The 15353-nt window shown below is 62.2% G+C and carries 21 protein-coding genes and 1 tRNA gene; all 22 read right to left on the reverse strand.

The window, feature by feature from the left end:
* Positions 1-8 precede the first annotated feature (8 nt).
* Complete coding sequence (locus ACODSZ_RS19475; protein ID WP_488928330.1) at positions 9-1412, reverse strand: DUF2213 domain-containing protein; 1404 nt, start codon at positions 1410-1412, stop codon at positions 9-11.
* Between the two features lie 154 nt (positions 1413-1566).
* Entirely contained in the window at positions 1567-2082 is a 516-nt protein-coding gene (locus tag ACODSZ_RS19480) for an LPD3 domain-containing protein (protein ID WP_488928331.1), read from the reverse strand.
* 2 nt (positions 2083-2084) lie between these two features.
* Positions 2085-2834, reverse strand: a complete 750-nt coding sequence (locus tag ACODSZ_RS19485; RefSeq protein WP_488928332.1) for a phage head morphogenesis protein — start codon at positions 2832-2834, stop codon at positions 2085-2087.
* Entirely contained in the window at positions 2831-4285 is a 1455-nt protein-coding gene (locus ACODSZ_RS19490; protein ID WP_488928333.1) for a DUF1073 domain-containing protein, read from the reverse strand. Before ACODSZ_RS19490 ends, ACODSZ_RS19485 begins: the two co-directional genes overlap by 4 nt.
* A gap of 18 nt (positions 4286-4303) precedes the next feature.
* Positions 4304-5851, reverse strand: coding sequence for a phage terminase large subunit (gene terL / locus ACODSZ_RS19495; RefSeq protein WP_488928334.1), 1548 nt, complete (start codon positions 5849-5851; stop codon positions 4304-4306).
* A complete protein-coding gene (locus tag ACODSZ_RS19500) occupies positions 5802-6560 on the reverse strand; it encodes a terminase small subunit (protein ID WP_488928335.1) in 759 nt (252 codons plus the stop codon). The genes terL and ACODSZ_RS19500 overlap by 50 nt, the downstream gene beginning before the upstream one ends.
* Before the next feature lie 276 nt (positions 6561-6836).
* Positions 6837-8996, reverse strand: coding sequence for a polysaccharide deacetylase family protein (locus tag ACODSZ_RS19505; protein ID WP_488928336.1), 2160 nt, complete (start codon positions 8994-8996; stop codon positions 6837-6839).
* Complete coding sequence (locus tag ACODSZ_RS19510; protein ID WP_488928337.1) at positions 8993-9238, reverse strand: hypothetical protein; 246 nt, start codon at positions 9236-9238, stop codon at positions 8993-8995. The genes ACODSZ_RS19505 and ACODSZ_RS19510 overlap by 4 nt, the downstream gene beginning before the upstream one ends.
* 149 nt (positions 9239-9387) lie before the next feature.
* On the reverse strand, positions 9388-9849 hold the full coding sequence (locus ACODSZ_RS19515; RefSeq protein ID WP_488928338.1) for a hypothetical protein: 462 nt from the start codon (positions 9847-9849) through the stop codon (positions 9388-9390).
* 140 nt (positions 9850-9989) lie between these two features.
* Positions 9990-10271 carry a phage capsid protein gene (locus ACODSZ_RS19520; RefSeq protein WP_488928339.1) on the reverse strand — a complete coding sequence of 94 codons (282 nt, stop codon included), beginning with the start codon at positions 10269-10271 and terminating at the stop codon, positions 9990-9992.
* Between the two features lie 18 nt (positions 10272-10289).
* Positions 10290-10365, reverse strand: a tRNA-Met gene (locus ACODSZ_RS19525).
* Between the two features lie 292 nt (positions 10366-10657).
* Positions 10658-11038, reverse strand: a complete 381-nt coding sequence (locus ACODSZ_RS19530; protein ID WP_488928340.1) for a hypothetical protein — start codon at positions 11036-11038, stop codon at positions 10658-10660.
* A 302-nt stretch (positions 11039-11340) separates the two neighbouring features.
* On the reverse strand, positions 11341-11670 hold the full coding sequence (locus tag ACODSZ_RS19535) for a hypothetical protein (RefSeq protein WP_488928341.1): 330 nt from the start codon (positions 11668-11670) through the stop codon (positions 11341-11343).
* Complete coding sequence (locus ACODSZ_RS19540) at positions 11667-11834, reverse strand: hypothetical protein (RefSeq protein ID WP_488928342.1); 168 nt, start codon at positions 11832-11834, stop codon at positions 11667-11669. Before ACODSZ_RS19540 ends, ACODSZ_RS19535 begins: the two co-directional genes overlap by 4 nt.
* A complete protein-coding gene (locus ACODSZ_RS19545; RefSeq protein WP_488928343.1) occupies positions 11831-12139 on the reverse strand; it encodes a DUF4406 domain-containing protein in 309 nt (102 codons plus the stop codon). Before ACODSZ_RS19545 ends, ACODSZ_RS19540 begins: the two co-directional genes overlap by 4 nt.
* Positions 12140-12239: 100 nt before the next feature.
* Positions 12240-12647: a hypothetical protein gene (locus tag ACODSZ_RS19550; RefSeq protein ID WP_488928344.1), complete on the reverse strand. Its 408-nt coding sequence runs from the start codon at positions 12645-12647 to the stop codon at positions 12240-12242.
* Entirely contained in the window at positions 12644-13123 is a 480-nt protein-coding gene (locus tag ACODSZ_RS19555) for a RusA family crossover junction endodeoxyribonuclease (protein ID WP_488928345.1), read from the reverse strand. The genes ACODSZ_RS19550 and ACODSZ_RS19555 overlap by 4 nt, the downstream gene beginning before the upstream one ends.
* The gene (locus ACODSZ_RS19560; RefSeq protein WP_488928346.1) at positions 13120-13269 is read right to left on the reverse strand and encodes a hypothetical protein; all 150 of its coding nucleotides are present in this window, start codon (positions 13267-13269) and stop codon (positions 13120-13122) included. The genes ACODSZ_RS19555 and ACODSZ_RS19560 overlap by 4 nt, the downstream gene beginning before the upstream one ends.
* Before the next feature lie 10 nt (positions 13270-13279).
* Positions 13280-13606: a hypothetical protein gene (locus ACODSZ_RS19565; protein WP_488928347.1), complete on the reverse strand. Its 327-nt coding sequence runs from the start codon at positions 13604-13606 to the stop codon at positions 13280-13282.
* Positions 13603-13836: a hypothetical protein gene (locus ACODSZ_RS19570; RefSeq protein WP_488928348.1), complete on the reverse strand. Its 234-nt coding sequence runs from the start codon at positions 13834-13836 to the stop codon at positions 13603-13605. The genes ACODSZ_RS19565 and ACODSZ_RS19570 overlap by 4 nt, the downstream gene beginning before the upstream one ends.
* Positions 13833-14909 (reverse strand): hypothetical protein, encoded by a 1077-nt coding sequence (locus ACODSZ_RS19575; RefSeq protein WP_488928349.1) that lies wholly within the window; start codon positions 14907-14909, stop codon positions 13833-13835. The genes ACODSZ_RS19570 and ACODSZ_RS19575 overlap by 4 nt, the downstream gene beginning before the upstream one ends.
* Positions 14910-15096: 187 nt before the next feature.
* Positions 15097-15351, reverse strand: a complete 255-nt coding sequence (locus ACODSZ_RS19580; RefSeq protein ID WP_488928350.1) for a hypothetical protein — start codon at positions 15349-15351, stop codon at positions 15097-15099.
* Positions 15352-15353 lie beyond the last annotated feature (2 nt).

Genomic DNA, 15353 nt, shown 5'->3' on the forward strand with positions numbered 1-15353 from the left:
CTCCTTACTTAGTGGGTTTTGCGCGCCCAGAATTCGGCGTGCTTCTTGTTGATGTCCTGGAAGGACGAGGCGTTTTCGGTATGGCTCTGCTGCTGAGTGGTCTGCACCATGGTGTTCTTGCGCTTGACCAGCTCGGATGCCGCATTGAAGAAGGCCCGGGCCGAATCGCAGGTCAACTTGCTGACGTCGGCATCGCCGGTCACGGCTTTGACCAGATCTTCGTGCTCCCCGGACAGGGCCACGGTCAGCGCACGGCGGCGGAAGCTGCACAGCGCGTCGACCGAGGTCTTCTTGTCGGCCTTGGCATCGAAGGTCGGGAACTTGATGCCCGGGGCCAGGATCTCGGCGCGGGACTTGGCATCCTGGAACTCGGCCACCAGCGAGGCCGAGTCGCCGGTCATGGTCGGGGCGTTCGGATCGGTGGCATCCGGGTCGGCATCGGTGGTCTTTTTCTCTTCCGGATTCTTCTCCTCGGAGTCGGCTGTCTTGCCGGTTTCGAGCACCGACACGCGCTGGCCGAGGGCTTCGACAGCGGCAGCCACCTTGGCGATGGCCTCCAGCACCGGGTTGTCACCCTTGCCAGCAGCAGGATCATCCTCATCGGTGGTGCCGGCCGGCTTCACAGCTTCAACGGTGCCCGGCATGTGGATGTGGACATGGGTGTCCTTGTCATCGCCGCCAGTGCCGTCGGGAAGTTCATCCAGCGCTTTTTCGAATGCAGCCTCGTCGTTGGTTTTGAAGTAGTTGCGCATGCGTTCGGCGAACGACGGCTTCTTTTGGTTTGCAGCCATAGGAGTTTCTCCAATCAATTTTCCAGAATCCTGCACAGAGCACGCAGGTCCACAGCGGGCGCTTTCTACAAACGCCACGTGGTTTCCCAAGATGGTCGTTTGCCGCGCCCGCCCAGGCGCGATTTGCTCGTAGTCGGCGTCGTAACCGCAGCTGATCTCAACCAGCTCTTTCTTGCGGATCTTGTCGATCAACTCCTGATCCGTGATCAACAGGTCGGCCAGCAACAGGTGGGATTGATTACCCTCACCCTGTCGCACGTTGTGCGCGGTTCCCTTGGCATACGTCTTCCAGGTCAAGGGCGTCACTAATTCAGGGGGATGCTCGATGGTCACCGGCTTCCCACGGAAACCGGCCATGGTCTCGGGGCTAAACACGACATCCGCGTTTCTCTCGACTTCGATCACGCCGTCCTTGTCCTCCAGGTCCGGAAGTTCGATTCCGGCATAGAGCTGATTGCCAATCCGCGCGATCGGGGTCTCTTCGCAAAGCAGGTAGCCCTCCGAGGTAAGCGACTGCTTCGGCCCCAACTGCTCATTGGTCAGGAAGCCGCTGGCGGTGATGGAGTCGGTCGTCTTCGTAGCAGGGACGCTACATTTCTTGCAGCTGCAGGGCTTGCTCATGGCGTAGGCACGTAAAAAAGCCCGCGCGGGGCGGGCTGGATCTTCAGTTTTCGGGAAGCGGCGTATAATTGTTTCTGGATCGCCAAGGTTTAAACCACCACGCCTCCGCAGCGTGCGAGGAACCGAGACTTGAAAGTCAATTGGCGGTCCTTTTTCATTTCACCAAGCCATGGTCGTAATAGCGGCGTCCGTCCTGGTACGCCTTGACCGTCAAAATCACCTTGTGCGTCTCACCGGCCAGCTGCAGCCGGGCCTCGTAGGTCTCCACCGCCAGGATGTTCGGATCGCTGCGCTTGTCCGGGGAGGTGGCCACCAACTTGGATTTTTCCAGCAGATCGGGGATCGCGGGGATGCTCTTGATCAGGTCATCCCGACTGCCGAACACCGTGTGCTTCACACCAGAGCGCGTAACCTGGATCTCGTTGCCGGTGGCCGCGTTCTTGAAGCGCTTCCCGATGAAGCGCTCAGCGTAGACCAGGGCCTTCTGGCGCAGCTCCTTGATATCGGCGTAGCCGCCCAGCTCATTGCCGCGCAGTGTCACGCTGCCCTGCCCTGCGGCGGCGCCAGCACCACCGGTACCGAACTGGCCGTTCTCCGCGCGCGGGTGATCGCCCTCCTTCCACTCGCCGGCGTCACCGGTGTAGAAATGAACGTGAATGTGTCGTGCCATGGTCAATCAGGAATAACTACTTCTGGGAAACAGCGGCATCGATAGATGCAGCCTGCGTGCGCCCGGCGGCCGGTGCGCTTGTCCGCGATGGGCGGCTGGTTCCATGGGATGAACTGGCCTTCCAGTTCCCGATGATCCTCACGAACATCGCTGTCACCGCTGGTGCGCCAGATATACCCTGGGCTCCCGACGTACTCGGCCCGGGCCTGGGTGAGCGAGGTGGCCGTGCGGCTGACCTCGGTCTGGGCGATCAGCAGCGCCCGGCTCTTGGTCACCTCGCCCGAGCGCATGATCTCCTTGGCGATCTCGCTGGCGCGCGTGGAGTCCTCCAGGCCCTTGAGCGTCAGCTCATGCACGCGCTGGCCAGCCTCCACCGGCAGGCTGGTGATCAGGGTGACCTGCTCGGCCAGCAGATCCTGCAGCACCCGGCCCGTCGGTGCCTCGGCGATCTCTAGGCGTAGCGCCCGAGACATTTCCTTGGCCATGGCCCTCCAGGCGCTCTCATCGCGCAGCGCCACGTCCATCAACATGTTGCTGGCGGTCTTGGTGGCCCACGGCTTGAGCATCTGGGCGTATGCATCCAGCAGTTGCTGGATGGTCGGCACCGACCGGATGTCCCCTGGCTCAAACGGGCTGATGATCGCCTGGACCTGCGCCGCCACCTTCTTCAATTGCATGGCGTAGCGCTGTTCGGCGCCAGTGGTGCGCACCGGGTTCCGGTTCTTCTTCCGGCGGTCCAGGGTGATGATCATCGTCTTTTCCAGAGCCGCTTGAGCAATGAATCCTTGGTCTTGAGGGCGCTCAGGTCAGGCAGGTCCAGCCCGGCTCCCGGGGGTGGCTCGTCCTGCTCCTGCTGCTCGGCTGCCTCGATCTCCTCATCGGAGATCTGGCTGAACATGCCCGTGGTGGAGGCCATGCCCTTGAGCTCCTTCATAGCCGTGGAGCGCTTGATCAGGTTGGCGTCGAGGGCGCTCACCACCGTGGTGGTCTTCTTGTCGGCCACTTCTGCCTTCTCCACCTCGGTCGGCTCGTCCAGGGTCTTGAACGCAAACTGGAAGCTCGCATCGAGTGCGGTGCCCAGCACCGACATCGACATCACCGAGAACAGGCGCTGAAGCGGCGTGCGCAAGTCCTTCTCTTGCTTCTGGTGGACCTTTTCGTGGTACTGGCGGCGTGGGCCCTCGCCAGTGTCGCTCAGCCCGGCCGGTGACTGGCCGAAGATGCGGGACAGCGGGATGCCCAGCGCGCCCGAGAGTTGCTGTGCGAACTGGATCAGCATGTCCGAGAGCCCAGCGAAGGTGTAGGTGTGCGCCTCGAACTTGTCCTTCGAGTCGATGACCGTGAATCCCTCGTTGCTCTGGGACAGCCGCGTGAACTCGATCTGCGCCATGAGACCGGCCAGCGCCTGGTTACCCGCTGCGATGATGTCGCGCAGGTTCTCGACCGAATAGGTGCGCAGGTGCGCCTTGTAGACCAGCTGGCCAGCACCGACCGAAGCACTATCGAACGCGATCAGGCGGTCCCAGAGAGGCTCAAGGACAGAAAGCCCCCAGCCGTTCTCCGCGATGCGCTGGTAGTACGGCAGGTCATCGCCCTCCAAGCGGATGACCCGGCTGTAGTGAATACGCCCCTTCGGCAGGCCCATGAACTCGGCCAGGATGTCGTAGAACACCGGCTTGCCCATGTCTGGCCCGAACTCGGTGACCACTTCGCCCACCGGCGGCGCGACCATCCAGCGGTCCAATACCACCAGGCCCTTGAACTGCCCCTTGCCGATCGACTCGACGCGCAGCGGTGTGGTCAGGTCCTGGCCCTCGATCAGCATGACGCCGATGGCGCCGCCATACAGGCGTGCCCACTTGCCGGTCTCGCACAACTTGTCCCAGATCCCCAGGGAGACCATGGCAGTCTCCATCTCGGTGATGGAGGCCGGGTCGATGCCCGACATCTCCACGCCGCAGCGGGTCATGTCCTCTGGGATGGCGTCCACGGCCGCCCGAACGATCCAGGATCCGCGATAGGCCGCCTCCAGCTGCACGCGGTTGCGGCTTTGGTACGACAGCGAGTAGGTAGCGCCAGAGGACTGGTTGTTCGTGCCCCAGCCCAGGCGGGCCTGGGCGTTCTGGAACGAGTCGTTGGTCTGCTGGCGCGTGGCAGGGCCTGCGCCCGGCTGGCCAGCAGATCGTTTCGGTTTGCGGGACATCGTGTGTATTCCTTGGTATCAGCTGGCCAGGCGCGCCCATTGCGCCAGCTTCGCGGCGTTCCCGAGCATGTCGTTGATGGCATCGCACATGGGGTCGATCTGGTCATCATGGGCGTGCGTATCGTCGGCGGTGAACGCCTCACACTCGGCAACGAAATCGCTGACGAAGTCGGCCTCGGCCGGAATGCACACGTTTCCCGCATCGATCTGCCCGACCACGTCCATGACGCGGGTGAGCTTGTCCTTGACGCGCTCGATGCCATCAATGGGGATGCCGCCGACAGCCTCGATCTCCTGAATCAGGCCGGTGCCGCTGGCCTTGTCCTCGACTTTCATCTGCCGGAGGACCGGCGAATTCGGCAGATTGGCGTTGAGGTGCTTGTTCCAGAAATCGATTGCCTTCTGCTTCAGCTCCGGCGCCTTCCACTTGCCGCGCACCAGGTCAATCAGGTAGATCCGGTTATCCAGGCCCTTGCCCCAGCATTCGAAGACGCTGTAATCGTTGCGCTCTGCCGTCTTCTGCGCCGTGTCGGCATAGATGACTCGGTAGGACAACTGCGGCAGCACGCCGTAGCGGGTGAATTTCGCGCCCTGGATAAGGCCGCCGCCGACGGGCGATGGCCGCTGCTGGTACTGGCCAGAGAACACATAGGCATCCGCCTGCTCCAGCGCCAGCAGCTCGGCCAGTGGCTCTTTGTACGGCCAGTAGCTGAAACGGCCGTGCTCATCACGCTCGCCGATCTCGACCATCTCACGGATGGGCGCGGGCAGCTTGCTCACGTACGCATCGTCGATCAGGGCCGGGATATTGACGAATTCCCATTCGCCCGGCACCTTTCCGGCCTTGATGAAGCCGCTAGGGTCTTCTTCGGCCAGGCGCTGCATGATCACGATGATCGGGGTGTCCGGATTGGCCTTCCGGCTCTTCACCGTGGACAGCAGCTTTCGGTTCGCCTTGTTGCGGTTGGTCTTGCTGTAGGCATCTTCAGGCTTGAGCGGATCATCGATGATGATGGCGCCCTGCCACCCCTCTGTCATGTGGCCCGCACGGAAGCCAGTGATCTGGCCGCCGAGCGAAACTGCGTACACCCCGCCGGCCTTCTTCCCGTCGACCACCACGTTCCAACGCTTCTTCGACTTCGCGTCATCGGCGATGGCCAGGGGCCAGAGCTCCTGGAATTCCTCCGACGCCACGATCTCGCGCGCCGTCTCGCTGTTCAACAGCGCCAAGTCGTCCGAGTACGAAATATGCAGGAACCGGGCGCGCGGGTTCTTGGCAAGGCCGCGCGCGATCAGGTTGATTGCCACCAGCTCGGTCTTCGACGAACCAGGCGGCACATTGATGACGACATTCTTCAGCTCGCCGTCCATCACGCGCTGAACGGTGTCCGCGATCAGCACATGGTGCCAGTTCACGCGGAACTTGATCCCCTGCCGGTGCTTGAAGAAATAGCGGCTGAAGGACAGGTGATCGTCCTCGCACTCAGCCTTGAAGACCGCCAGCTCGACGGCAGTATCAGAACTCTCTCCTGAATTTGTCGAGGGCGGCGCGGACTTGCTGTTCATCAACCACCGTCGTTTTCTGTTCGATGGGGCCACCATTCGGCCCGCTGTGTTCCACCTTCGTCTTGAACATGCCCAGGTGCTGGCCAACCAGCTTCAGGGCCTCGATCGGGTCCAGTGTCTTGACCTCCAGGCCCTCTTTGCCCTGCTTCACGCCGGCATACAGGAACTTGGCGTTCCCCTGCAGTTTCCGGGTGTCTTCGAAAAAGGCGTTGCCATGGCCCTGGCCGAAGCACTCCGGGCACTTCGGGTTCGGATCCTTGCGCGCGTCGTAGCCGGTACCACCGGCCTGGTCAAACGGCATTTCCATGAACGCCTGGCCCGCGCGGGTGGCTTCGGCCTTCTTCTCAGCCATCGTCTTCGCGTGGCTGGCGCGGTCGGCCTTCATCTCCTGCGCGGTGCGCTGGTAGCCGAACTTCTTGCCCCAGCAGTGACGGCAGCAGGTGCGGCGGAACTGCATCAGCTGCGATGGGTCGGCCGTGGCAATCGCCCACAGGCGCTGCAGCACAGCGTCCTGGGTGATCTCGGTGCGCTCGGCCAGAGCAGCCTGGCGCTCGCGCACCAGTTCCTGCACCTCCGGCTTATTGAGCGTCTCGTACGCGATCTGCTTGGCGGTGCGGGGGCTGTAGCCAGCGCGGATAGCCGCCTGCGTCGCGTTCAAGTCGATCAAGTACTCATCGACCAGACGCCGGATTTTGTCAGTGATCCTCATGGGAAAAACCTCTTGAACTACTGCTCGCCCCGCGCCGAATAAAACGGGCATTGCGCCCGGAGAAGGAGGGCTTCCATATCGTGCGAGCCATGCCGGCCATTTACCCGTGTTGCCGGCGAGCGGGAACAACTCGTTGCTTCAGACCTTTGCGGATCCAGTACACTAGCTTCTCTTCATCCGGACGCTGGCGGGTGATCACTGCGAAAAGGATCACGCCGCGCAGATACCAGCGAAGCCACCATCGAAACCGGAGCTCGGTGCGAAACTGATCTTTCATCACGATTGCATCCGTGCCGCATATGCTCGACGCGAACGCACCGGCGTTGTCACATAGATCGTGCCCGCTGCAACCTGGCTGTACAACCAAGGCAGGAAGATCGCCAGAGCTCCGGCGTTCTCAGCCGAGTTGCTGTCGTTGTGGAAGCAAAGGAATCCCATCCCCTTGTTGTCGATCACCTGTTGCGCATAGGCCTGCCAGCGCGCTGCGACTGCGGACGAGCCCAACGACATGCCTGCCCACGAACTTCCGTTCAGAGCCCGCAGGTTGTAGGGGTCACCTGGCGGCATCGTGTCAACGAAGGGGAAAACGTCGCCCGATGTCGTGCTGCTGTTGTCGAAGCGACGGATGGATGCCAAAAATTGCGGGTCAGCATGGTAGATCTTCGGCTCGCCGCCGTTGTTGGTGCCGCCGCCGAAGATTGATCCATCACGGATGCCGTCGCAGTCGAAGCCCAGCATGTTTGCCAGCGCCAGCGTCTTGGCGATGCCCATCTTGTATTCCAGCGCCGTACTGTCGTAGTTCCCCTCCAAGCGATAATCCTGCGAACAGATCTGCCAGCCCTTCATGTTCTGGGCACCCAGGGCATCGGTCGGATGGATCCGATCACCACCACCGTTACCGAGCGTTGAAGCGACTGGCGAGAAGTAGAAGCAACCCGGGAATCCATAGGTCGACATCGTTTTTTCGATCTCGCGCAACGACGACGCATAGGTGTCATCGAAGGTGATATAGAAATGTGCGCGGTCGAAAGCCGGCGCCACGAACTTGATGTCCTCCAACTGCACGACCAGGCCTGATGGGCCAGTGACAACCAAAGCGGCGCGGTTGACGCCAGTAATCGTGCCGGCAGGAGCCCCCCCAACAGCCACGAACTTACTGACAGGGAAGCTGCGCGCGTTGTGGCCGTAGATATTTGCAAGGCCGTTGTTCAGGTCGGCTGTGACAGCGAGCGAATAGTAAATCGCATCCGAACTGCCATTGAGCGTGTCGTTGTACAGGCGCAGTTCTACGCCCGTCGGCGTGCCGCTGACCAGTTTGCTGCCATTGAAAATATAGCCGCCCGTGACATCGATGCCGGAAGGCTGGCCGCCGATGCTCGACTTGAACACGCCGGTTTGGGTACTGCCCCAAGTGGCGCGCACCGCCAAACGGGCAGACGAGGCATTCAATGGGTTCTGCGTGGTCTGCTTAGCGGACTCGGTCGGTGCCACATCTGCGACGGTGATACCGGTGCCAACGAGAGTGACGTTTGCCGCGACATCATAGCGGGCCAGCGAGCGACCGCGGGCAGTCCAGCGGGTGAACGGCGAGAAGTTGGAGATCAAGGTCGCCATCTCGATATCCATGTCCATATTGCCGCCGGACACGTCGCCCACGCGGATGATGGCCGTAGGGCTGATTTCCTGCGCCGGATCGTAATTCGTGGCGAACATGGGACGAGCGCCGTTATAGGCCTCTGCCAGGACAGTTGAGCCCTGGTTGTCGAAGGCCTTGACGGTGACCTGGTTCGCATTGGTCAAGCCGTCGATCCAGACGCCCTTGCCGCGCTTCAGTTCACGCGGCGTGCCGCCTGCATTCAGCTGATACAGGATGTCGACGCGCGAGCGGTTGATGAGCCACAGCGACGTGCAGGCGACCGAGGCAAAGGCGGTATAGGTGCTGCCGCTCGGGTTCACTACGGCCAGATTGGTGACCGAGTAAGTGGAGAGAGATGTCAGCGGCTCTGCCACTACCACGGTCACCTGGGTGGTGACATTTGCGGTCGCATAGTCGCGGCGGCGCACGCCGATCTGGTTGGCATTCGTGATGCCTAGGATCTGCTTGGTTTCTCCGGCCTCGATCAGATGAACTGCGCCACTTCCGCCGCGCTGGTATTCCAACGCCACCTTGTCGGCTGTGATGCGCAGCGCGGTGCAGGCAGTAGATGGGAAGGTAACGAACGCGCCAGCGGTCGGCGTGGCCGAAGTCGTCAGGGTGATCGCCGATCCCGCAGTGCTGAGCCGTTCCGTCGTGGCACTCTGGTCGGAGATGACCGGATTGGAACCTCCGGACGAAGAGAGCGGCGCGCTCGCCGCCACAGATTGGACTCCACTGGTACCACCGCCCGGGAAGATGCCGCAGATCTGCAGCCACTTCTTGAATTCGCCGAGATTCATTGCTTCACCCAAGGGGAAATGGTGGTGATGTTGGAGCCGGTGTAAGAGTAGGTCTGCTTGAAGCTGTTGCCCTGAGCATCCGGTCCCACGGTGACCGAATCGACAGCGCCGCTCGGGCCGCCATACGTCAGGACCTGCTGCAGCGAATCGGGGTGAAGCAAGTAGGTGTTGGTGGAATCCAGCACGCATCCCGACAGCGTGAAATCGGCGTTGAACAACTGGCCGTTGATCAGCTTTTGCATGGTGGACTCTTTCCGAAATGAAAAAGCCCGCGACCCTTGCGGGAGGCGGGCAAGCTGGATTTCTCCAGGGAGACACTACGATGATGGTGAATCTGATGAGATCAAACAAAAAGGCCACCCGAAGGCGGCCTTAGATGAGCAGTTGACTTTTACGGCTTTGCGAGCTGAAGCAGGAATGTCAGACCAAGGCAATAACCAACAGTATTGGAACCCAACCCGAAGTCGAGTTTCGTCACCTCTCCTTCCTCATTCTTGTAATAGGGAAGGTCATAGGCGGGCTGGACGAACTGCCAAACTGGCCTCGAGAAAGGCATCCCTTGTTCATCAAGCATGTCTTGCCAGAGGGTCACGACACCAACAATATTTTCACCTTCGATTTGGATTTTCGTCAGCAAGCGCCCCGTATTACCCATGGCGGAAATCGCGGAATTAAATACATCACCATTCGCCGGGCGGATTTTTATTGCATCTTGGCCGATCCGGTTGGTTCCCTCAAAGGCCGATGTGACATACCCAAAAATACTCCCAATGTTCTTACGAATGTTGCCGATGTGGTCGTCTACTCCTGACAAATACTGATGGTCACGGAAATTTTCCAATTTGCAATTCATGACACTCCCCCGACATTGTTGTAGGAAAGCACATTATCTACAAATCAACCTTCTTGCGTAATCGGTCAACGCAAATATTGCGAATAAAAAGTACGGACGCGAAGGCTTCAGCTCTACCATTGAGCTACGGCTGCGGGGAATTACTGGCCAGCGGTGTCCAGGTCATCCTGGCTCATCCCGGCAATCGATACCAGGTGGCCACCGGGGATCAGGCGGTTGGCCTGCACCTCGGTGTTGAGCACGTCACGCGCCCAGGCCAGCGCCTTGGTCACGCGCTCGCGGCAGGTGCCGGCATGCTCGAACTCGAAGCCATCGACCACGATCCGGACATCGCCCTGCGGCGACAGGTCGATGGTGATCTTGCCGATCTTCTGCAGATCAACGTAGTCCACCTCGTGGCGGGTGAGGACGGTGCCGGACATTGATGCTCCTGGGGAAGTTGGTTGCAGCGGCAGGATTCGAACCTGCGGCCTTCAGGGTATGAACCTGACGAGCTACCAGCTGCTCTACGCTGCTTCTGAAATCGTGCCGGGTACAGCGTCCGGCGAGGTTGGGGCACTTCTGATGGCCCCGGCGTGACGGGTCACTCCTCTGGCACTTCGCTTGGCAATGTATGGCCTGGTTGACGCATCCCTGCGTTGGGCCAGGCCGGCCCTGAAACGAAAAAGCCCCGCGCGGCAGACCGGGCGAGGCTTCATCAAGAATGTCAGGGGACCAACAAAAAAGCCCCGCTTCATCAAAGAAACGAGGCTTCGTTGTAGCTGCTTACTTTTCTCTGGACGAGACAAAACAGCCAGTGATCGGGAATTTACCCGAACTGCATTCGGGTTGCAACATTTTTTCGCAACAACGGTTCCAGCGCCGCAACGGCTTCCACGTACGACTCAGCCAAGTCGGAGTTCGGGAAGCGCCATGCGGTGGTGATCCCGAACTTCTTCCAGATCGCCCACCGGTGGCGCAAGATCAGGCTCTGCATCATCGCCTCGGTTGCCTCTGCAATCTCATTGTCGCGACGGGCGGCCGCAGCATCTCCCTCGCTCTCACCTCGCGAACCCTTGATGCCCAGGTCCCGGTCATCCTTGCGCATCCATGCCGCCCAGACGTCAAGGCAGTACTCGGTGCCATCGCGCTGGCGATCATTCATCACCTCGATCTTGCGTGGCACCCGTTTCGCGGTCGCATTGAACATGGCTCTTTCCCTCTTTCTCCGTGTAGTGCCGGCAGCGCCGGCCGTGTTGCTGATTCTGTTTGCTGCAGGCCTGGCGGGTAAAGACCACCACCTGGAACGCGCACCCCTTGCACGTCCGCTCCTCACGTTCGATCAGCTGCTGAAGCGGGTCGCGGTACTCGAAATGCCGGAGCGTCATGGCTGCAACCACCACAAGATGAGTCCTCCAAGTACGATTTCCAAAATGAGAACTTGCAGCATCCAACCGGTGTTTTGCCGTGGTTGAGCACTCTCTGGTTGCGGAATAATTGGCTTCTCTTTTTTCATGACATCCCCGTGTCCGACTTGCGCGCGCCTTGGCACAGGCGCATGTGATGGCCCAGGTCATAGCCGGTGAGCGGCTTGGCCTCGATGGGCGGCTCCGCGCGCGCTGCGACCCTCTCAGCGACCGGGCGCTGCAGCAGTCGGCTGGGCCCGGCGCGCTTGGCCAGGAGATCCCCCTTCTTCTCCAGCAGCTTCAGCGTGCGGTAGATGGACTTGGCGGGCATGCCCACCATGTCGGCGATTTCGCTGGTGTCGTAATCGGTGCCCGGCTGCATGGCGTGGAGGATGATCGAGGCAAGTGCCTCATCGATGGTCGGCACCCGGCTCATGCAAGGCGCTCCATCTCGAACGTGCGCAGACCACGCAGGCCACCGGGCTGACGGGCGGCAGCCGCAGTCATGCGCCCGTAGAGCAGGCGGTTCTTCATGCGGATGTACTGCCGGCGCTCAGCCTCCAGGCGCACCAGCTTGGCCATGTTGCGGACTTTCATCATGGTTCGTTCCTCGGTTGTTGGTGGTAGCGAACGCCCATCTCCAGTTTCATGGCGATGTGGCGTTCCAAGGTCGCGCCGCGCGAGTTCTCCCAGCCGGGCAGCATCAGGATCTCGTCACAGGTGACGAGCTGGGCGATGTCGGCGCGCATGCAGGCCACCCAGCCAGCGGCCGGGTCGGCGTTGATCTCGGCGGGGTTGACCACGTCGAAGCCCTGGGCGCGCAGCTCGGCGGCGGCAGCGTGGAAGGCGGGGAAATTCAGGGCGGGAAGGCCGGACATCGGGCCGGCCACGTATATGCGCGTCACCGCCCCTCCCGTGCAGCGTGACGGATGAACATGGCCAGGACGCCGATGAACGGCGCGGCCAGCAGGATGATGGTGAGGATCAGGTCGGTGGTGTCGGCGCTCACGGCATCACCTCCGGGCGCCCGGCCAGACCGCAGAAGCCGCGGCGTTGGGCCAGCAGTTCCAAGTGCCGGGCATGGATCTCCTCTGGGGAGGTTCTCCAGTAACCGCCATTGAGATCATCGCCTTCCCCTGTCAACGGAACCCACACAGCAGTGGCCGGCACCTCCGGCGGACGGAGCGGCTCAACGGTTGGCATGTCCTCTTCAGGCCACCACGCTTCAGGATCTGGATCTTCCTCTGCCTCCTCGCTCCAACGCCACATGGCGCACTTATCGCCAATGCACCAGCCAGAGAATTCGGCAATACTGGTCGGATCATTGACGGCGGCGGGTCCCCCGGATGCTGGCGTTACGCCGACACGCACCATCGGGCACCAGAGCTTCTTCGCATCGGTCACGGTGTTCATGCCGCCTCCCCGAAGAGCCCTGCCTGCGGCTGCGCCACGGCCAGCGGCGTGATGGTCAGCACCACCCGCGCACCATCAGCATCCGGCTCCATGCGCTCGGCCACGATGCGGCGCACCCACTTGTCATCCTCGATGGCCACGCCCTTGAGCGCGTCCAGCAGCACCTTGTTCGCGTTGTCCAGGTCAATGCAGCGCACGGTGTCATCCCAGGCCGCGCCCTCCTGGCGCTGGCGCTTCTGCCAGTCCTGGGGGCGCGCCGGGTAGAGGCGCACGTCGATCTGCACGCGGCCGGTGATGGGCTGCAGCAGGCCGGCCGCACGGATCTTCCAGCCAACCTCAGTCTTGTAGGCCTCAGCCTCTTTCGTGACGTAGGTCATAGCCATGGCCGGGCGGCCGTCGCGCGGCTTGACGATGCGTGTGGCCCAGTAGGCGTTGGCAGAAACGGGATACGGCAGGATCAGGGTGATGGGATTCATTCGTCGTCACTCCGCACAGGATGGGTCTCGGCGTAGATCTGCACGCGCAGCTGCACGTGCTGGCGAACCAGCTCGGCGATGGAGGGCTCGCCGCGGAACACGACGGCGGCGATCAGCACCAGGGCGGCGGCAAGGATGGCGTTCATGGGGTTCTCCTCAGTGGCCACAGGGCAGTTCGCCGCCGGCATCGGTCTGGGCTCCGCAGGACAGGCAGCGACGAGGCGGGAACCGAGTTGGCATGTGGGCGTGGCGCTCCAGCTCCTGCAGTAGCATGTCCTGGAACTCCGTCAATTTGGAGGGCTGACGCTTGATGCCCAAGCGCTGGGCCAGCGCATCGATATCAATCATCTGGTCGCGCGAAGGTGGCGCAGGCAGATCCTCGACCGTGATCGTGCCGATGTCGACGCGGTGAACCTCGCCAGGCAGATGGACCACCTGCTCAATGATGGTCGGCCGGTCTTCGGCGGGGATGGCGGCGATCATTGCGCACCGCCTTCCTGGCCAGCACCCTCGGCGATCACCGCCTTGATCTGCTTGGTCGGCCAGCCGGTGTCCTCGCTGATGCGGACCATCAGGATGGCGCTCAGCGGGATGACGTTGTTGCGCATCTTGCTGATGGTCGGCGGCGCCGTCTGCAGGTGCCGCGCCAGCGCAGCATCGTTCTTGAGGTTCAGGTGCGCGATGACCTGGTCGAACAGGGTGGCGGTGGTCATGCAGCACCGCCCTTCTCCGCTGCGCGGTCCAGGCGTTCGATCTCGGCCAGGATGAGGGCGCCGGCCTTTTCGAGGTTGCGACGGTAGGTCGTCGGCTTCCACAAATACAGTTTGAACGGCCACGCGACAACGTCGCAGATGCGCAATTGATCCGGGCGGGTGCAGAGCGCGTAGGTCGCGGCGGCTGCAGCCAGCTCGCAGCCGGAATACCGGTCATCACGCTCCGGCGTCCAGCCCTCCACCTCCTGCTGCCGGCGGCGCTCGGCAAGCACGTCGCGGGCGGCGGCGGACATTTCAGCAGGCTGTCCCTGCGCCAGGTCGGCGCGCTGCTTCGCCATCATCTTGCGCAGCACCTCGGCCAGCTTCTCGTGCTGCTCGGGCAGCCACAGCGGCAGGCCCAACTCGTGCCGGTCATGTGCCGTCGCGATGTCGTCCAGCTCCACCAGCGCCTTGCTGATGGCCTCCTCGTCGCTGGCCCAGTAGTCGGCATCGACCACTAGGCCGGTGCCCACGGCTTCGCCCAGTTTGTCGAGGGCCGCACGCACGCCTGCAGTCGCCTCGTAGGCGCGCTGGAATGACGCCATGGCAGGAGCATACGGCCGCGCCTCGTCCTCGGAGGTCTCCAGCGGGCTGTCGGCCTGCGCCAGGATCCGGTTGCGGAAGCTGCATGCGGTTTCGCCGGGGAATGGCGTCAGTCCGGCAGCGGAATATGCGCGGTCGACTGCACCCTTCATGGCCCGCGCCACGTCGCCCAGCGGCGGCTTCCACAGTGCGCCACCGTTCCAGGTGTAGCCCAGGCGCTGCAGCGTGCGATCAGCCGCGACTGCCCTGGCACTCGGCGCAGCCCAGAGCAGCGGTGCGGGACCGAAGTCGGGCATCGCGTAGAGCTCGCAGTTTTCAGCCTTCCGGCCGGACATCCAGCGCAGCACGCCATTCTCGGCCACGGCCATGTGCTGCAGCTGCACGGGCGCATCACCCGATTCGTTCGTCGGCTTGAGGACAGCAGAAGCGGCCACCCGGTCCTGCGCGGTCTGAATGAACTTGGGGCACATCTCCACCTTATCGTCGTTCATCGTGTTTCTCCTTTTTCATCGTTTCCAGAATCTCAACCCGGGTCGGTGCGCCGGGCATCCTTTCGATGGCGGCCAACAGCACGTTGGCCAGGTCCTGCCTCGGTGCCGTGGACCTGACGAGCCTTATGCAATCGTCAAGTTTGGTCAGGTCATAGCGGCCGGAGGGCATGGGCGTCGAATCGCCCTGTCAGCGGTGCGCGGCGCGGTTTCGGGCGACGTTGCGGGCCTTCTTCGACTGGCGCTTCTGCTGCGCCACGCTGATGCCAGCGCCCTTGCGGCCGTAGGGCACGAACGGGTTGTAGGGCGTGCCGCTGAACAGGCTGCGACGGCGCTTCTTGCTGGCGGGCACGGCGACTTGCAGGGCTGCCTGTTGGCTCATGACCGGTTGCAACGACATGGCACCGGCTGCCGCCAGTGCAATCAGGGCAAGGTTTTTACGCATGG

This window comes from Herbaspirillum sp. FG34, from assembly GCF_057809315.1.

What these genes read in the sequence shown, in the direction of transcription:
- ACODSZ_RS19555 (WP_488928345.1), bottom strand. Translation starts at nt 13,123, where the DNA reads ATGAATCCCATCACCCTGATCCTGCCGTATCCCGTTTCTGCCAACGCC.
- ACODSZ_RS19490 (WP_488928333.1), bottom strand. Translation starts at nt 4,285, where the DNA reads ATGTCCCGCAAACCGAAACGATCTGCTGGCCAGCCGGGCGCAGGCCCT.
- ACODSZ_RS19560 (WP_488928346.1), bottom strand. Translation starts at nt 13,269, where the DNA reads ATGAACGCCATCCTTGCCGCCGCCCTGGTGCTGATCGCCGCCGTCGTG.
- terL (WP_488928334.1), bottom strand. Translation starts at nt 5,851, where the DNA reads ATGAACAGCAAGTCCGCGCCGCCCTCGACAAATTCAGGAGAGAGTTCT.
- ACODSZ_RS19515 (WP_488928338.1), bottom strand. Translation starts at nt 9,849, where the DNA reads ATGAATTGCAAATTGGAAAATTTCCGTGACCATCAGTATTTGTCAGGA.
- ACODSZ_RS19565 (WP_488928347.1), bottom strand. Translation starts at nt 13,606, where the DNA reads ATGATCGCCGCCATCCCCGCCGAAGACCGGCCGACCATCATTGAGCAG.
- ACODSZ_RS19510 (WP_488928337.1), bottom strand. Translation starts at nt 9,238, where the DNA reads ATGCAAAAGCTGATCAACGGCCAGTTGTTCAACGCCGATTTCACGCTG.
- ACODSZ_RS19535 (WP_488928341.1), bottom strand. Translation starts at nt 11,670, where the DNA reads ATGAGCCGGGTGCCGACCATCGATGAGGCACTTGCCTCGATCATCCTC.
- ACODSZ_RS19570 (WP_488928348.1), bottom strand. Translation starts at nt 13,836, where the DNA reads ATGACCACCGCCACCCTGTTCGACCAGGTCATCGCGCACCTGAACCTC.
- ACODSZ_RS19550 (WP_488928344.1), bottom strand. Translation starts at nt 12,647, where the DNA reads ATGAACACCGTGACCGATGCGAAGAAGCTCTGGTGCCCGATGGTGCGT.
- ACODSZ_RS19530 (WP_488928340.1), bottom strand. Translation starts at nt 11,038, where the DNA reads ATGTTCAATGCGACCGCGAAACGGGTGCCACGCAAGATCGAGGTGATG.
- ACODSZ_RS19575 (WP_488928349.1), bottom strand. Translation starts at nt 14,909, where the DNA reads ATGAACGACGATAAGGTGGAGATGTGCCCCAAGTTCATTCAGACCGCG.
- ACODSZ_RS19485 (WP_488928332.1), bottom strand. Translation starts at nt 2,834, where the DNA reads ATGATCATCACCCTGGACCGCCGGAAGAAGAACCGGAACCCGGTGCGC.
- ACODSZ_RS19540 (WP_488928342.1), bottom strand. Translation starts at nt 11,834, where the DNA reads ATGATGAAAGTCCGCAACATGGCCAAGCTGGTGCGCCTGGAGGCTGAG.
- ACODSZ_RS19520 (WP_488928339.1), bottom strand. Translation starts at nt 10,271, where the DNA reads ATGTCCGGCACCGTCCTCACCCGCCACGAGGTGGACTACGTTGATCTG.
- ACODSZ_RS19505 (WP_488928336.1), bottom strand. Translation starts at nt 8,996, where the DNA reads ATGAATCTCGGCGAATTCAAGAAGTGGCTGCAGATCTGCGGCATCTTC.
- ACODSZ_RS19475 (WP_488928330.1), bottom strand. Translation starts at nt 1,412, where the DNA reads ATGAGCAAGCCCTGCAGCTGCAAGAAATGTAGCGTCCCTGCTACGAAG.
- ACODSZ_RS19580 (WP_488928350.1), bottom strand. Translation starts at nt 15,351, where the DNA reads ATGCGTAAAAACCTTGCCCTGATTGCACTGGCGGCAGCCGGTGCCATG.
- ACODSZ_RS19480 (WP_488928331.1), bottom strand. Translation starts at nt 2,082, where the DNA reads ATGGCACGACACATTCACGTTCATTTCTACACCGGTGACGCCGGCGAG.
- ACODSZ_RS19500 (WP_488928335.1), bottom strand. Translation starts at nt 6,560, where the DNA reads ATGAGGATCACTGACAAAATCCGGCGTCTGGTCGATGAGTACTTGATC.